Raw genomic sequence first — 15,915 nt, 5'->3', positions numbered from 1 at the left:
GTTACTTGTTAATCAGGTCGTTATCCTTGTCGTCGTGGTAATGCACCTCGACGATGCCGAGGCTCTGGTCTTCGACGACACGCAGGCGGAGTTTGTATTTCCACTCCCAGCGGCGGCGCAGCGACCAGATGCCCTTCCGCAGGAAAGCAGCCACATAGGGGCTGACCACCAGCTTGATATACTTGTGTCCCCGATCTTGCGTGAGGAACGATATCTGGTTCTCGATCTTCTTGTCCAGCAGTACCGTAGGCTCGATCTTGCCCGTGCCGTTGCAGGTCGGGCAGACGTCCGAAACCTCCTCCACGGCCACGGGACGCACCCGCTGGCGGGTGATCTGCATCAGCCCGAACTTGGTGAGCGGCAGCACCGTATGCTTGGCCTTGTCGGTGGACATCAGCTTGACCATCTCGTCGAAGAGCGCCTGCTTGTTCTGCGCCTTGTGCAGGTCGATGAAGTCGATGATGACGATGCCCCCCAGATCGCGCAGGCGCAGCTGGCGGGCGATCTCCTTCGCAGCCGCCAGATTGACGTCCATGGCGGTCTGCTCCTGGTTGTCCTCGGCCTTGGTGCGGTTGCCCGAATTGACGTCGATGACGTTCATCGCCTCGGTATGCTCGATGATCAGGTAGGCGCCGCGGCGCAGCGAGACGTACTTGGCGAAGAGCGACTTGATCTGCTTCGAGATATCGAAGTTGTCGAAGATCGGGACGTTGCCCCGGTAAAGCTTGACGATCTTCTCCTTCTCGGGCTCGATCAGGCGGATGTAATTGCGGATGTCGTTGTACATCGCCTCGTCGTCGACGGCGATCTGCGAAAACGAGCCGTTGAGCGAATCGCGGATGATCGTATTGGCGCGGTTCATCTCGCTCATCAGCTGCGCGGGCGGCGTACTCTTCTTGATCGCGGCGCAGGTCTTGCGCCAGCGGTCGATCTGCGACTGGATGTCGTGCTCGATGTCCTCGTCCTTGGCCTCCATGGCCGCCGTGCGGATGATGACCCCGAAATTCTTGGGGAGCACCGCAGCCGCGATGCGCTTCAGGCGTTTCTTCTCGTCCGCCGAACGGATCTTCTGCGAAAGGAACACCTTGGACGAAAAGGGCACCAGTACGACGTTGCGGCCGGCCAGCGAAATGTCGGAGGTCAGGCGGGGCCCCTTGGTCGAAATGGCCTCCTTGGCGATCTGCACCATGATGTTCTGCCCGACCTGAAGATAGTCGCCGATCTTGCCCGTCTTTTCGACGGGCGGTTCGAGCTTCATGCCCTCGACGCGCATTCCCCGCTTGCCGGGCTGCTGCGAAGCGACCAGCTTCTGCAACGAGGGAAACTGGCTTCCCAGGTCGAGGTAGTGGATAAAAGCGTCCTTTTCGTGCCCGATGTTTACGAAGGCTGCATTGAGCCCGGGCATTATCTTGCGTACTTTCCCGAGGTAGATATCTCCTACGGAAAAACCCGTCTGGCACTGCTCCTTGTTGAGTTCGACAAGCACCTTGTCCTCACACAGCGCAATGGAGATTTCTGTCGGGTTGACGTTAACGATTAATTCTCTGTTCATCTATATCGTGTGTCGCACCCCGGAAACGGGGTTGCGGAATACTGAAACCGGTTAGGCCGCATTTTGGTCTGAAGTGGCGGCGAACTCCAAAGGAAAATATTGTCCGGGCCATCCATGGCGGGTAAGGAAATACCCTGGTTTATTTCGGCGGCACTGCGTCGCAATGCCCCTGCGGGGGGGGGCTCATAACCTGCGTTGCAAGAGGGCCTGACGTCCGCAAACGGCGATCCGGGAACCTGCATTCCCCCCGGGGATACGGGCCCCGGCCGCAAAAAACCGCAGAAAATAGGTAAAGCTAAAAGAACCCGGGGCTCCTTTAGCTTTATCTATCGTTTAGCACTAAGGTGCTACCCTACTTTTTCTTGTGGCGGTTCTTGCGCAGACGTTTTTTACGCTTGTGGGTAGCCATCTTGTGACGCTTATGCTTCTTTCCGTTTGGCATAGTCCTTAAATTTTAGAGGTTCTTTATTTATTGAATTATTTCACCTTCGCAGCGAAGCTCTTGGCGGGCTTGAAAGCGGGGATGTTATGTTCCGGAATGGTGATGGTCGTGTTCTTCGAGATGTTGCGTGCGACTTTCTTTGCACGTTTCTTCACGATGAAGCTGCCGAAGCCGCGGAGATACACGTTGTTCTTGTTGGTCAGAGAGGTCTTGATGCTATCCATGAAAGCTTCGACGATTGCCTGAACCTGCACCTTCTCAACGCCGGTGCTCTTAGCGATTTCGCTTACGATATCTGCCTTTGTCATAGTTTATATAGTATTAAATTATTAAGTTCGTGTGAAGACATTCGGACTGCAAATATACGCTTTATTTACATTTTAGCCAATAAACCGCAACTTTTTTTCATTATTTTTCCGGCAGTCCCCTACCAGCCACTAGAACAAGAGGATAACAAATATCGGGCAAAACTCGGCGGAAAATTAAAATATTATGTGCCAGGCAATTATATCCGGACGGCACACCGGAGCGAGCCGCACGGAATAATCGCTCATAATCAACATATTAGCCACAAACCCGCCGAAACGGGAGGAGCCTTTTCCGGGCATCATTGCGCCCGAAGAGTCCCGGCACGGCCAAGCCCCTCCCGGATGCCGGTGCGGCTGCCCGCCCGCGCCCGCCGGCATCCGGCATGCAGCCCTCCACACGGGCGGCGGAGGGGACGGCATCCTCGCCCCGCCCGGGTTCGAGCACCGATTCCCGGGGAAGAGCTCTCCGGCACGCCGCTGCAAGCCGTCCCGGAGGCGATTTACGCCCCGGAACCGCGGATAATATCCCGCCGACCCAATAAACGCCCGGTTTTTGCGTTTGATAATAAAATAACTAATTTTGCGAACTAAAATCCGATAACCGTATGGTCAAAATACTCTGGGTGGACGACGAGGTCGAACTCTTGAAGCCCCACGTCCTGTTCCTCAAACAGAAAGGCTACGAAGTCGACACCTGCAACAACGGCTACGACGCGATCGACATGGCGGCCGAAGGCGCCTACGACCTGATAATCCTCGACGAGATGATGCCCGGCATGACGGGACTCGAGACCCTCCCCAAGATCAAGGAGGTGCGCCCCACCACGCCCGTCATCATGGTGACCAAGAGCGAGGAGGAGAACATCATGGACAAGGCCGTGGGTTCGAAGATCGCCGACTACCTCATCAAGCCCGTCAACCCCAACCAGGTGCTGCTCTCGATCAAGAAGAACGTCCACCAACAGCAGCTCGTCACCGAGCAGACCACGGCCGACTACCGGTCGGAATTCGGGCGTATCTCCTCGTCGCTGCAGATGGCCGAGACCTTTTCGGACTGGTGCTCGCTCTACCGCAAGCTCACCAACTGGGAGGTCGAGCTTTCGGAATCCACCGACCAGGGCATCAAGGAGGTGCTCACCTACCAGAAGACCGAGGCGAACCAGGAATTCTGCAAGTTCGTACGCCGCAACTACTACAACTGGATCAACAAGCGCTCGGACGACACCCCCGTGATGTCACACACGCTCATGCGCACCAACATCTTCCCGGTGGCGGACGAGAACCCGAAGACCACGCTGCTGCTGATCGACAACTTCCGCTACGACCAGTGGCGGTCGATCTCCTCGCTGTTGCGGGGCTACTACGACGTGGCGCTCGACGATTTCTACTGCGCCATCCTCCCCACGGCGACGCAATACGCCCGCAACGCCGTCTTCGCCGGCCTGATGCCGCTGGCCATCGACAAGCTGATGCCCAACAAATGGCTCAACGACAACGAGGAAGGCGGCAAGAACCAGTACGAGGAGGAGTTCCTCAAGCGGCTGATGGCCCAGAACGGGAAGAACTGGAAATTCTCGTTCGACAAGCTCGTGCGCCCCGAACAGGGCCGCAGGCTGGTCGACAATATACAAAAAGTGTACGACGCCGATTTCTCGGTGATCATCTACAACTTCCTCGACATCCTCTCGCACGCCCGTACCGAGACCGACATCATCCGCGAGCTGACCGAGGACGACGCGGCATTCCGGTCGCTGACGCGCTCGTGGTTCGAGCACTCCGACCTCTACACCATCCTCAAGCTCCTCTCGGAGCGGGGGCACACGGTCGTGATCACCTCCGACCACGGCACCATCCGCGTGGACAACCCCGTCAAGGTGACGGGCGACCGCGAGACCTCGGCCAACCTGCGCTACAAGACGGGGCGCAACCTGGCCTACAACTCGCGCGACGTCTACGAGATCCTGAAACCCGAGGACGTACAGCTGCCGTCGAGCAACCTCACGTCGAGCTATATCTTCGCCTACAATTCGGATTTTCTGGTCTACAACAACGATGCGAACCGCCACATCCGCTATTACCGCAACACGTTCCAGCACGGCGGCATCTCGATGGAAGAAATGATCGTGCCTTATATCGTCTTAAAACCCAAGCAGTAATATGAAAACGATCCACATCACCTCGCAGGACGAACTGCCGGACGTCGCCGAGGCGGTCATCGAAGCACTCGGCCGCCGCACGGTAGTCGCACTGCGCGGAGAAATGGGCGCGGGCAAAACCACGCTGATCCGCGAGATCGCAGCCCAACTGGGCGCCACGGACACCGTAACCAGTCCTACGTTCGCCATCGTGAACCAGTACAAGGGCAAGGGCAACCGCCGTATCCATCATTTCGATTTCTACCGGATCAACGACATCCGCGAAGCCTATGATTTCGGTTACGAAGAGTATTTTTTCTCGGGCGACCTCTGTCTGGTCGAATGGCCAGAAAAGATCGAGCAGCTCCTGCCCGAGAACGTGATGACGGTGCGCATCACCGTCGACAGCGACACGGCACGCACGTTCGAAATCGACTGAAGCCCGGCCAAAACGCCCCGCGACACTACGACTATGGCAGACGGTTTCCGCATCGCATTCTGCATCGAATGCCATAAATACACCCCTGTCCTGCAGGAGTTGTGCCGACAGTTGCAGCACCCCGAAGCGGATATTTTCATCCATGTCGATGCGAAATCCGACATCCGGGATTTTGCGCCGCTGCGTCCCCTGGCACGTTTCATCCACCCGCGCAGCAAGGTCTACTGGGGCGAGTACGGCCAGATCGACTGCATGCTCAAACTGCTCCGGGCCACCTGTAACGGCGACTACCGCTACATCGCCATTCTCTCGGGCGACACCCTGCCGCTACGCCCTGCGTGCAGATACACGATTTCCTCGAAGCGTGCTACCCGCGGCAGTTCGCGGACATGCAGCCCGAACTGCACATCACCGAGCTGACGCAGAAGATGCAGTGGTGCCACTACCCCGACAGGAACGATTGGATCGGGCGCCTGCCGGGCTATTTCCGCAAAAGGCTCTACAAACGGCTGCGCCCCGGGGACAACCCCTATTTCAGGACATTGCCGCCGCTCGAAAAGGGTTCCAACTGGATCGTCGTCACCGACCGCTTCCGGGATTTTGTGTTCGATTATCTGCGCACCCACCCCGATTATATCCGCGCATTCAGACACTCGCACTGCGGCGATGAGATCTTTTTCCAGACCCTGATGGGCATTTCCGAATTCGCCGGTGCGAATACGCGCCGTCCCCTCGTCTTCACCCGATGGGTCGGAGAAGGGGCGCCCCATCCGGAAACATTCGGCACCGACGACCTGCCCCGGCTGCTGCAGGCACGGGACACGGCGGCGGAAGTTCCGTACCTCTTCGCCCGCAAGATCGCCGACGACCTGGACATCGCCCGCTACCGGGCGGCCTTCTTTCCCCGGCCGGAATAGTGCCGGTTTTGCGCGTCACGCAAAAAAACGCTATCTTTACAGCGCCCGAAACCGCATCCGATTTCTGAAACACATTTCATACAAGTTTTACACACGCAATGCAAGAATATATCTCCAAGCAACAACAGGTTTTGCGTCCCGCGGAACAGATTTACGCGGTCATCAGCCGTTTCGACAACCTCACGCCCGCCCTTGCCGACAAGGTCGAGGAGTGGCAGGCTACCGAGGACAGTTGTTCGTTCAAGGCCAAAGGCTTCACCGTGAAACTCCGCATGGAGGAGCGCGAGCCGGGCAAATACGTCAAGGTCGTCGGCGACGACGGGGGCGTACCGATGGATTTCGCATTCTGGATCCAGTTGCAGGAAGTCTCCGCCGCGGACACCCGCCTGCGGCTGGTGCTGCGCATCGACCTGAACATGATGATGAAGATGATGATCGGCAACAAGCTGCAGGGGGCGCTGGATCAGATCGCCGAGGGGATCGCCCGGGCGATGAACGCCGCCCCGCAGGTCTGAACAAACGGCGGACGAAGTCCGGCACCGAACCGGAACATCGGGCACGGTTCCGCAGACACGATGCCCCGGGATGATAATTCCGAGGCGATGATTCCGGGCAGGGAGAGATGTTTGCGGCACAGGCCGGGGATACGCAGCCAAAGGCGGTATGACGCCGTACCGCAGGTTCAGGCAAGGATCACGCAAGCATTCGTCGGCGCAACGCGCACACGAAAACCTATAAACGCACGCGATTATGAAACCGACAAGTTATCTATCAGCCCTTTTCCGGCCTTCGGCGCCTCCCGCCGGAGAGCGCCCGCCGTGCGACTTCGACCTGATCAGCCGCTATTTCTACAACTGCCCGGCGGAGGACACCTGCCACACGATCGACGCCGAAACCACGGCCGACCTCGACCTCAACGCCGTATTCGAGCGCATCGACCGCACGACCTCGAAAGTCGGGCAGCAATGCCTTTATGCCCGCATGCGCACGCTCCGGGGAGAGGAGGATGCCGCGGCTTTCGGCCGCAGCACGGACTGTTTCTCCCGAAACGGGGAACTTGCGGCCAGTTGTACCAAGTCCCTCTCCCGGCTCACCGACGAGGATGCCTACGGGCTGCAAAGCCTGATTTTCGACACGCCGGCCAAAGTCCGTTATTTCGCCTGGGTATACCCGCTCACCCTGCTCGCCGTGGCGACGCTGCTCGCCGCTCCGTTCTACCCGCTGTCGCTGCTGCTGTTCATGGCTATCTTCGCCGTGAACCTCTATATCCATTACAGCAACAAACTCAACGTCTCGCTTTATGGCTCGGCCGTAAAACAACTTTCGCTGGCATTGCGCACAGCCCGGGAACTGGCTGTCGAAGAGGTGCCCGGCACGGAGGAGGCCACCGGACAAATCCGGCAGGTCGCCGAGGTCGAACGCCGCAGCCGCGTGGTCGGGACGCAGGGCGACTCGGCAAACGAGCTGGCCGCCATCGCATGGCTTTTCATCGAACTGGCCAAAGTCGCCTTCAATATCGAGGTGATCCTCTTCCAGCGCTTTATCGGCAGCATCACGGCCCGGCGCGATGCGATCCACGGCATGTTCCGCTTCATCGGGGAGACCGATGCCGCAATCTCCGTCGCACGCCTGCGCAGCGAAACCCAGACCTGCCGCCCTCAGTTCGTCGACGGGAAATACCTGAAAGCCGAGCAGGTCGTACATCCGCTCATCGACGGCTGCGTGCCCAATACGCTCGTCCTCGACGGCACGGGGCTGCTGCTCACCGGCTCCAACATGTCGGGCAAGACGACCTTCATCCGCACGCTGGTGCTCAACGCCCTGACGGCCGAGACCCTCGACATATGCTTCGCCGTCTCTTATACGGCACCGTACATGCGGCTGCTGAGCTCGATCCGCATTTCGGACGACATCGCCGAAGGCACGAGCTACTACCTGCAGGAGGTGCTGACCGTCAAACGCTTCCTCGAAGCGGCACAGGATTCCGCCCCCTGCCTGTTCGCCCTCGACGAATTGTTCAAGGGGACGAACACGACCGAACGCATCGCCGCCGGGAAAGCCGTCCTCTCACACCTCAACCGTGGCCCGCACATCGTGCTGGTATCGACGCACGACATCGAGCTGGCGGAGTTGCTCGACAGCGACGGCTACGAACTGCACCACTTCCGCGAAGAGGTGGTCGACGGGCAGCTGGTCTTCGACTACCAGCTGCACACGGGGCCGCTGACGACCCGCAACGCAATCCGCATTCTGGAACTGTACGACTATCCGCCCGAGCTGATCGCCGAAGCTTATGCGGTGCAGGAACGGCTGCTGAAAAAACCGGAATGACGGCCAAACCACGGGCAGGAGCGCCGGCCTCGGAGGGTCGGCGCTCCTGCTTCAGATTTTCGGTTTCTGGAGCATCCGGATAACCAGCGACGCCCCGTAAATCAGCATTCCGTACATGACCGAGATAAAAGACACCTTGAAACCGCCGGCCAGCAACGTCGGCGAATACCACCCCTCGCGGGTCAACGTCGGCGGACAGGAAATCGAAATTTCCCGCAAATACAAGGACACCGCACGGCTGCGGTTCGAGTCCCCTGCAGGCGAATAACGCCCCGCAACCCGCGAACGGGAATTATTGCCAACACATCCGGCAGTGCGGCCATTTCCCCGACGGCATAAAACCCCGATATTTGCACTACGGGAACAATGAGCCGGAGAAGGCCACATGCCACCGGGAAACTTAAAACAGGGAAAGTTATGAAACAATATGATGCCGTCATCATCGGCTTCGGCAAAGCGGGCAAGACCCTCGCCGCCGAACTGGCCGCACACGATTGGAGCGTCGCGATGGTCGAACGCTCGGACAAAATGTACGGGGGAACCTGTATCAACATCGGCTGCATACCGACCAAAGCCCTGATCCACAGTGCCGGGCTCGCAGCCGCAGGGCACCCGCTGACCTTCGGGCAGCGGCGGGACTATTACAGGGAGTCCGTCGCCTCGAAAACGGCGCTGGTCGACCTGTTGCGGGACAAGAATTACCACAAGCTGGCCGACAACGCCCGCATCGACGTCTACACGGGCGAAGGCAGTTTCGCCTCCCCGGAAACCGTCGCCGTGAAAACCGCCCAAGGGACGCAGCAGATCGGCGGCAAATACATCGTCATCAACACCGGCGCCGAGACGGTAATCCCGCCCATCGAAGGCATCGCGCAGAGCAGGCGGGTCTATACCAGCACCTCGATCATGGAGCTCGAAGAGCTTCCGCAGCACCTGGTAATCGTGGGCGGCGGATACATCGGGCTGGAATTCGCCTCGATGTACGCCTCATTCGGATCGAAAGTCACCGTGCTCGAAGGGTTCGCGGAGCTGATCCCGCGCGAAGACCGCGACATTGCGGCCGCCGTACGGGAGGCGCTGGAAAAAAAGGGCATCGAATTCCGCATAGGCGCGCGGGTCGAATCGGTGAGCGACACCGCCGGGGGCGTCAGGGTCGCCGTGGCCGACACACAGACAGGCGGAAAATACGAAATCGACGGGGACGCCGTGCTGCTCGCCACGGGACGCCGCCCCGCCACCGCAGGGCTGAACCTCGAGGCCGCCGGGATCGAAACCGACGACCGGGGTGCCGTCAGGGTCGACGCACACCTGCGCACGACGGCTCCCCGTGTCTTAGCCGCAGGCGACGTGACGGGCGGGCTGCAATTCACCTATGTTTCGCTGGACGACTTCCGGATCATACGCGACGTGCTGCTGGGCGACGGAGCCCGCACCACGGCCAACCGGGGCCCCGTTCCCTATTCGGTCTTCATCGAACCGACGCTCTCGCATGTGGGCATGCACGAAGAGGAGGCACGCAAGGCCGGGCGCGACATCCGCGTCAACAGGATCGCCGTCGCGGCATTCCCGCGTTCGCGGATACTGGGTTCGACGGAGGGTGTGCTCAAAGCCGTCATCGACGCCAAGACCGACGAGATACTGGGGTGCACGCTCTTCGGAGCCGAATCGGGCGAAGTCATCAACACCGTCGCCACAGCCATGAAGCACGGCGTCACGGCACACGACCTGAGCAATTCGATCTACACCCATCCGAGCATGAGCGAATCGCTCAACGACCTGTTCGCCTGACGGGAACCGGTACGGGCTCCGCCGGGCATCGCCGGATAAGTATCAGGGAAAAGATCTGGGGAAGGTCAGGGGAAGGCTCCGAAGAGAAAGCCACGGGGGAGGGCGGGGAAACACACCGGTTACGCCGGCCAGAAAAGACGGCCGGAACGACCCGGCGTCACCCCAACCCCTATGATCGCCGCCGCGCTACTTTCCCATCGCCGCCACCACGCAGCGGATCGTCGGGAAAGCATCCCGCAGGTTGCGGGTGACCTCCGCGGGCGTACACCACACCACCTGCTCAATCCCCTCTTCGGCCTGAGGCACAAGCCGGGCACAGGATGCCGTATGCAGCTCGTACCAGTGGGTGCGTTTCAGCTCCCAGCGTTCGGTCTTGGGGAAATAATAGGCATGCAGCGTATCGCACAGGGGTCGCACCACCCCGGCGCGGACACCCGTCTCCTCCTCGATCTCGCGGGCCGCGCACTCCTCGATCCGCTCGCCGCATTCGAGGTGCCCCTTGGGCAAGTCCCAGCGGCCGTTGCGGCGGATCATCAGCCATTGGCCGCAATCGTTGACCACCACGCCGCCCGCCGCCTCTATAAGCGCGAACTCCGCGGCAAAGGCCCCGAACGCCGCCCCGGGATCGGGCGTGACGACAGCCGCCTTGTTGTACGATTCGAGAATTTTCGTTACCTTCGCTCGTGATATGCCGCCGTCCGGTGCGGGCGTCACGGCATACCATCCCTCGCCAGGGGTCTTCGCAGTGAAAACCACGGCTTTATCTGCAAAATATACGGTATAGTCCATGCTGGCTCGATTTGAACGCGAAAATACGAATAATATAGAAGAAACCCCGACCAAAATGAAAAAATTACTCCTTTTTATGGCTATTGCAGCTGTGGGACTGGGCGCATGCGACGACAGGCGCCCGCAACCGCTTACGATCGACAACGCCCTGACGGCCGACGAAATCGCCGCAGGCAGGCTCACCCCCGAGGTGATGTGGAAAATGAGCCGTGCAGGCTCCTCGTCGCTCTCGCCCGACGGCAAGACGCTCCTCTATGCGCAAACCGACTACAACATGGCCCAAAACCGCGGCGTGACGACCATCTGGGTGCAGGATATGGCATCGGGCGCCGTGACGCGCCTTACCGACACGGCGTCGAACAACGCCGATCCCAAGTGGAGTGCCGACGGGCGGAAAATCTATTTCCTGTCGGATCGCAGCGGCTCGATGCAGGTGTGGCGGATGAACGCCGCTGGCGGCGACGCGACCCAGGTTACGGGCAGCGGCGGGGGCGAGGGTGTCCCCGACGTCGAAGGATTCGGTGTCAGCCCCGATGAAAAGCACATCTGGTGGGTACAGGCCGTGCAGACGGCGCGGCGCAAATCGTCGGACGTATACAAGGACATGGACAAGTCGAAGGCCCGCATCTACGACGACCTGATGGCCCGCCACTGGGACTACTGGGACGAAGGCTCCTACCGCCATATCTTCATCGGCGAACTGGGCAAGGGCCTCGTGACGGGAGGCACGGACATCATGCCCGATGCACAGTGGGACGCCCCGCTGGCGCCCTATTTCGACATGGCCGAAATCGCCTGGAACAACGCCGGAACGATGCTGGCCTATACCTGCAAGCCGCTCACCGGCACAGAATACGCCGTTTCGACCGACTCGGACATCTTCGTCTATGTGCTCGAAAGCGGCGTGACGCAGAACATCTGCAAGCCGGTCAATGTCAATACCGGGGAGCCCGTCGCAAGCGACAAGGCCGTCATGGCCGGTTACGACAAATACCCCGTATGGTCGCCCGACGACACGAAAATCGCCTTCCTTTCACAGCGTCGCGCAGGCAACGAGTCGGACAAGGCACGCCTGTTCCTCTACGACTGCCGGACGGGTGAGATGCAGGATCTGACGGAGGATTTCGACTACAACGCCATGAACGTCGTCTGGGAGGGCAACGACCGCATCTGGTTCATCGCGCCGATCGAGGCGACGCACCAGCTCTGCCGCATCTCCCCCTCGGTAGGCGAGGTCGAGGTGGTAACCCGCGGCGACCACGACATCAACGCCTTCTCGATGGCCGGCGATAGGATCGTCGCCGAAATGTGCACGATCTCGATGGCCACCGAGTTCTTCGGCGTCGACCCCGCCGACGGCACGCTGACGCAGCTTTCGGCCATCAACAAACCGATTTACGACAACATCAGGATGGGCGAGGTGCAGAAACGCTGGGTCAAGACCACCGACGGCAAGCAGATGCTGACGTGGGTGATCCTGCCGCCCGATTTCAACCCGGACAAGAAGTACCCCATCCTGCTTTACTGCCAGGGCGGCCCGCAAAGCGTCGTGTCGCAGTTCTGGAGCTACCGCTGGAATTTCCAGCTGATGGCCGCGCAGGGCTACGTCGTCGTGGCGCCCAACCGCCGCGGCCTGCCCTCGTTCGGGCAGGAGTGGCTCGACCAGATATCGGGCGACTACGCGGGGCAGAACATCCGCGACTACCTCTCGGCCATCGACGACGTGGCCGGGGAGCCGTGGGCCGACGAAACCCGCATGGGCTGCGTCGGGGCATCGTACGGCGGTTACTCGGTATTCTTCCTGGCCGGCTGCCACGAAAAGCGTTTCAAGGCGTTCATCGCCCACTGCGGCATCTTCAACTTCGAGTCGATGTACGGTGAGACCGAAGAGCTGTTCTTCATCAACAACGACTACGGAGGCCCCTACTGGGATCAGTCGAACCAGGTCGCACAGCGCTCCTACGCCAATTCGCCGCACAAATTCGTCGGCAAATGGGACACGCCGATCCTGATCTTCACGGGCGAGTACGATTTCCGCATCCCCTACACGCAGTCGCTCGAAGCCTTCACGGCAGCCCGCGTGCGCGGCATCCCGGCGCGGTTGGTGGAATTCGAAAACGAGGCGCACCAGGTCTTCAGACCCCAGAACTCGCTCGTCTGGACCCGCGAATTCTTCGGCTGGCTCGACAAATACGTGAAATAACAGACAGGGGCACCCTCGTCACAAGGCCATCCGGATTTCCCGGATGGCCTTTTTTGTCCACCGTACATACTTTTACGTTTTTCATCTTATCATTTCAGTCCGGCCGCCATCCCTCAAATCGGCTGATTCATTGGAAAAATCCTCCGGTTCATTGAATTTATTTTCATTTACGGCTACGCGAATCTACTTTTGTTACGTAACTTTAAACTATTGCATATCATGGGAATTGAATTAGCCAAACAAGGGGGGGGGAAGTACTCTGTCCCTACCATCGAAGTAATCGAGATTACGACTGAAAAGGGGTTTGCCACATCAAATCCAAGCGGGCCTGTTAGTCCGATGTCCTATGACGACAGCTTCATGAGCGAATCCGACGAAGCCTAACACCGCAGCGCCATGAAAAAAATTCTTAAACCGCTCTTCTGTGCAGCCGCCCTCGTATCGCTGGCCGGCTGCAACAAGTTCGACGAGGCGAATGCCACTCCGGAAACCAGCAACGGTTCGCTTATTAAAGTCTATGCCAATGTCGCCGAAAACGACGGCACCCGCGCCAACATCAATGTCGGCGAAAGCGTCTTCACGGCCGAATGGGAAGCCGGCGACGCCCTGGGCATCCTGCCGGTCAAAACCGGCGGCACGGCACCCGCCACAGCCGCTAAGTTCGACTACAACACCGCCTCGGCCGCATTCGAAGGTTCGCTCAACGATTTCGTAGCGGGCGGCGGCAATTACTATGCGTTCTTCCCCCACGCGCAGGTCACAGGTACCACGGCCAACCTCCCGTTCGGGAACCTGCGTACGCAGACGGGCAACGATTTCAACAGCGCCTACGACGCGCTGGTCGCTACTCCCCAGGCATACGGCGCAGCCGACGAGGCGGGCAAAGTGGACGGCAACCCCGTCGCTTTCACGCTGCACCGCCTCACGTCGATCCTCGATTTCTCCATCGCCACGCAGGCCGACAAGGTGAAATACCTGCTGCTGACCGCCGGCGGGGAAACCCAAAAGCTTTCGGCCTCGAGCCTCGATTTCGCCCTCGAGAACGGAGGTGCCGAAACGGCTGCCACCCTCAGCACAACCGACCAGTCGAACGTCATCGCACTGCAATACACGCCCGATGGGGCGAGCGCCGACAAGGTCGAAGCCTTCTTCAACGTCCCGGCCGACCTCTACCCCACGCTGACGCTCGACGTAATCGGCTCCGACAACCAGATGGCTACGGTCACGGTCAACCGCACCGAAGCCTTCAAAGCCGGAACGCTCTATACGAAAGCGGTCTCCGACCTGCAGTTCGCCCCCATCGACGCCCCGTCGCTCGTATGGCCGGAGGAAGACGGGAAAACAATCGACCAAGTGCATTACATTACCACCGATGAAAGTGGAATGAGCCTCAATTATTCTGCGGCCGTAACAATCAATGTCCCGGGAGGAATTGCCGGCCTTTCGGTAAATATAACGTCCGATTATCTCAACAATGATATGGGCATCACGACCCTTGACCTTTTCAACGAAACGTCTATTTTAGGAGCAATCGAATTCAAAGATCTTGGGCTGGCCTGCACATCAGAGATTCAATACAAAAAATCTACAATTTTTAATATTACCAACCTTGTCCCACTGGTAAAATTAGGCGCTGCACCTGGCAGTACGCATATCTTTGAAGTCCAAGTTACAGATTTGGCCGGGCAGAAAACCGTACAAAAACTGACGTTCCAAATTCCGACACCTATTACATACAATAACGACGCTGACTTATGGACTAATACGGCGACGTTTACTGTGACCGATGTCCCGTCGGATGCGACCAACGTCAAAGTGCAGTACCGCATAAAAGGCACAACGGATTGGAAAGATGCTTCGGACAGTGGAAATGGCATTTGGACGATTGAACCTGTATGGTCTGAGGGAACAGCCAATGCATCGGGCAAGATGACCTATACGGTTGACAATACGACAGGTGTTTTTGCCGGAAACGACTATGAATACCAACTTATATACACGGATGCCCAAAATACCCAGCAGGTAATATCGGGAGAATTCCAAAAAAAGTCAGGAAACACAATACCGACCCTTGCAGATAACTCGCTTGCATGCTACACTTCGGAAAATACCAGTACGACATTCTGGGGAAGCGGCAATAATGAAATGACCAATGGAACTAAAACTCTCTGCTCTTTCGCTACTCCCTATACGGTAATGACGGCCTCGGGACTCAACCTCGGTTTCATAAAGGTTCTGGCTCCTGGCAACTTGTTTACAGGGACATTTACATTCACCAAATCTGGAGTTTTAGGCGCGAGTTCTTACGGGACAGTCGGGTTCGGGCAGCCATACACCTACACAGCCCGACCTACCGCACTCGAATTGACATACAAAACCTCTTTCGGTTCCGACTTTTATACAAAGTGGAGTCATGCCAATGAACTTACGTCAGGACATGACCAGGCAAGCATTATGGTATGCATTGTCAATTGGGATGCAAGGCACAATGTAACATCAGGAAACAATGCATCACCGAGCGGAGTATGGAACCCTGAAACACTGGACGGATTGAGTGAAACCGAAAAAACAGGGTTAATTGCATACGGCGTTGTCTATCTCGAAGAGGATAAGAGTGCGGATCAATTATTGAGCATTCCTCTTACTTACTATGACAAAAATGCCCCGGCACCGAATGGGAAATACACGATTATCATATCCTGTTCAACAAGCCGTTATGGCGACTATCTGAATGGAACCGTAAATACCCTTTCAGTCAAAGATTTCCAGTGGGTATACTAACCCGCCGGAATATCCGGAAGGCCAAAGGCCTTTATCCCCGACCTCCCTGCAATCGCAGGGAGGTTTTTTCTTGCGGGGAGGGACTGCCACGGCAGGCCGTCGCGCAACCGACGGACAAGCGACACAGCGGCCATCGGGTGCATCGGGTGTTGTGAAAGGCGAAAACGAGATACGGGCATGCTCGCCGGACAGGGTGTTCGTGATGAAAAACCGCACGTTCGTTGAATTTA

General features: G+C 58.4%; 13 protein-coding genes. 10 read left to right on the top strand and 3 right to left on the bottom strand.

Annotated features, from left to right (window positions below):
* Position 1 precedes the first annotated feature (1 nt).
* On the bottom strand, positions 2–1,552 hold the full coding sequence (locus B3C38_RS05255; RefSeq protein WP_018695171.1) for an Rne/Rng family ribonuclease: 1,551 nt from the start codon (positions 1,550–1,552) through the stop codon (positions 2–4).
* A 477-nt stretch (positions 1,553–2,029) separates the two neighbouring features.
* Complete coding sequence (locus B3C38_RS05250) at positions 2,030–2,302, bottom strand: HU family DNA-binding protein (RefSeq protein ID WP_009596092.1); 273 nt, start codon at positions 2,300–2,302, stop codon at positions 2,030–2,032.
* 605 nt (positions 2,303–2,907) lie between these two features.
* Here B3C38_RS05250 and B3C38_RS05245 point away from each other — a divergent pair.
* The 8 genes from B3C38_RS05245 to B3C38_RS05210 all read left to right on the top strand — a co-directional run bounded on the left by B3C38_RS05245 (position 2,908) and on the right by B3C38_RS05210 (position 9,912).
* On the top strand, positions 2,908–4,458 hold the full coding sequence (locus B3C38_RS05245; protein WP_055202573.1) for a response regulator: 1,551 nt from the start codon (positions 2,908–2,910) through the stop codon (positions 4,456–4,458).
* Between the two features lies 1 nt (position 4,459).
* On the top strand, positions 4,460–4,876 hold the full coding sequence (tsaE, locus tag B3C38_RS05240) for a tRNA (adenosine(37)-N6)-threonylcarbamoyltransferase complex ATPase subunit type 1 TsaE (RefSeq protein WP_018695169.1): 417 nt from the start codon (positions 4,460–4,462) through the stop codon (positions 4,874–4,876).
* A 33-nt stretch (positions 4,877–4,909) separates the two neighbouring features.
* Complete coding sequence (locus tag B3C38_RS05235; protein ID WP_286726038.1) at positions 4,910–5,296, top strand: beta-1,6-N-acetylglucosaminyltransferase; 387 nt, start codon at positions 4,910–4,912, stop codon at positions 5,294–5,296.
* Complete coding sequence (locus B3C38_RS05230; RefSeq protein WP_286726035.1) at positions 5,215–5,793, top strand: beta-1,6-N-acetylglucosaminyltransferase; 579 nt, start codon at positions 5,215–5,217, stop codon at positions 5,791–5,793. Before B3C38_RS05235 ends, B3C38_RS05230 begins: the two co-directional genes overlap by 82 nt.
* A 98-nt stretch (positions 5,794–5,891) precedes the next feature.
* Positions 5,892–6,308, top strand: a complete 417-nt coding sequence (locus B3C38_RS05225; protein WP_018695165.1) for a polyketide cyclase — start codon at positions 5,892–5,894, stop codon at positions 6,306–6,308.
* 235 nt (positions 6,309–6,543) lie between these two features.
* Entirely contained in the window at positions 6,544–8,124 is a 1,581-nt protein-coding gene (locus B3C38_RS05220; protein ID WP_022333365.1) for a MutS-related protein, read from the top strand.
* Between the two features lie 115 nt (positions 8,125–8,239).
* A complete protein-coding gene (locus B3C38_RS05215) occupies positions 8,240–8,392 on the top strand; it encodes a hypothetical protein (protein WP_022333364.1) in 153 nt (50 codons plus the stop codon).
* 149 nt (positions 8,393–8,541) lie between these two features.
* Entirely contained in the window at positions 8,542–9,912 is a 1,371-nt protein-coding gene (locus B3C38_RS05210; protein ID WP_286726028.1) for an FAD-dependent oxidoreductase, read from the top strand.
* A gap of 186 nt (positions 9,913–10,098) precedes the next feature.
* Here B3C38_RS05210 and B3C38_RS05205 read toward each other — a convergent pair whose 3' ends face one another.
* Positions 10,099–10,701, bottom strand: a complete 603-nt coding sequence (locus tag B3C38_RS05205; RefSeq protein WP_022333362.1) for an NUDIX hydrolase — start codon at positions 10,699–10,701, stop codon at positions 10,099–10,101.
* Positions 10,702–10,777: 76 nt separating this feature from the next.
* Between B3C38_RS05205 and B3C38_RS05200 the strand changes: the two genes are divergently transcribed.
* Entirely contained in the window at positions 10,778–12,904 is a 2,127-nt protein-coding gene (locus B3C38_RS05200; RefSeq protein ID WP_286726026.1) for an alpha/beta hydrolase family protein, read from the top strand.
* Positions 12,905–13,300: 396 nt separating this feature from the next.
* Positions 13,301–15,685 (top strand): PCMD domain-containing protein, encoded by a 2,385-nt coding sequence (locus B3C38_RS05195; RefSeq protein ID WP_286726023.1) that lies wholly within the window; start codon positions 13,301–13,303, stop codon positions 15,683–15,685.
* Positions 15,686–15,915 lie beyond the last annotated feature (230 nt).

It is taken from the genome of Alistipes sp. UBA1686, from assembly GCF_002320215.1.
Lineage (GTDB): Bacteria > Bacteroidota > Bacteroidia > Bacteroidales > Rikenellaceae > Alistipes > Alistipes onderdonkii.
The sequence above is the reverse complement of the archived record's forward strand: the minus strand, read 5'-3'. Positions and strand labels throughout refer to the sequence as shown.

Coding starts and splice junctions, on each gene's coding strand:
- B3C38_RS05255 (WP_018695171.1), bottom strand. CDS start 1,552: ATGAACAGAGAATTAATCGTTAACGTCAACCCGACAGAAATCTCCATT.
- B3C38_RS05250 (WP_009596092.1), bottom strand. CDS start 2,302: ATGACAAAGGCAGATATCGTAAGCGAAATCGCTAAGAGCACCGGCGTT.
- B3C38_RS05245 (WP_055202573.1), top strand. CDS start 2,908: ATGGTCAAAATACTCTGGGTGGACGACGAGGTCGAACTCTTGAAGCCC.
- tsaE (WP_018695169.1), top strand. CDS start 4,460: ATGAAAACGATCCACATCACCTCGCAGGACGAACTGCCGGACGTCGCC.
- B3C38_RS05235 (WP_286726038.1), top strand. CDS start 4,910: ATGGCAGACGGTTTCCGCATCGCATTCTGCATCGAATGCCATAAATAC.
- B3C38_RS05225 (WP_018695165.1), top strand. CDS start 5,892: ATGCAAGAATATATCTCCAAGCAACAACAGGTTTTGCGTCCCGCGGAA.
- B3C38_RS05220 (WP_022333365.1), top strand. CDS start 6,544: ATGAAACCGACAAGTTATCTATCAGCCCTTTTCCGGCCTTCGGCGCCT.
- B3C38_RS05215 (WP_022333364.1), top strand. CDS start 8,240: ATGACCGAGATAAAAGACACCTTGAAACCGCCGGCCAGCAACGTCGGC.
- B3C38_RS05210 (WP_286726028.1), top strand. CDS start 8,542: ATGAAACAATATGATGCCGTCATCATCGGCTTCGGCAAAGCGGGCAAG.
- B3C38_RS05205 (WP_022333362.1), bottom strand. CDS start 10,701: ATGGACTATACCGTATATTTTGCAGATAAAGCCGTGGTTTTCACTGCG.
- B3C38_RS05200 (WP_286726026.1), top strand. CDS start 10,778: ATGGCTATTGCAGCTGTGGGACTGGGCGCATGCGACGACAGGCGCCCG.
- B3C38_RS05195 (WP_286726023.1), top strand. CDS start 13,301: ATGAAAAAAATTCTTAAACCGCTCTTCTGTGCAGCCGCCCTCGTATCG.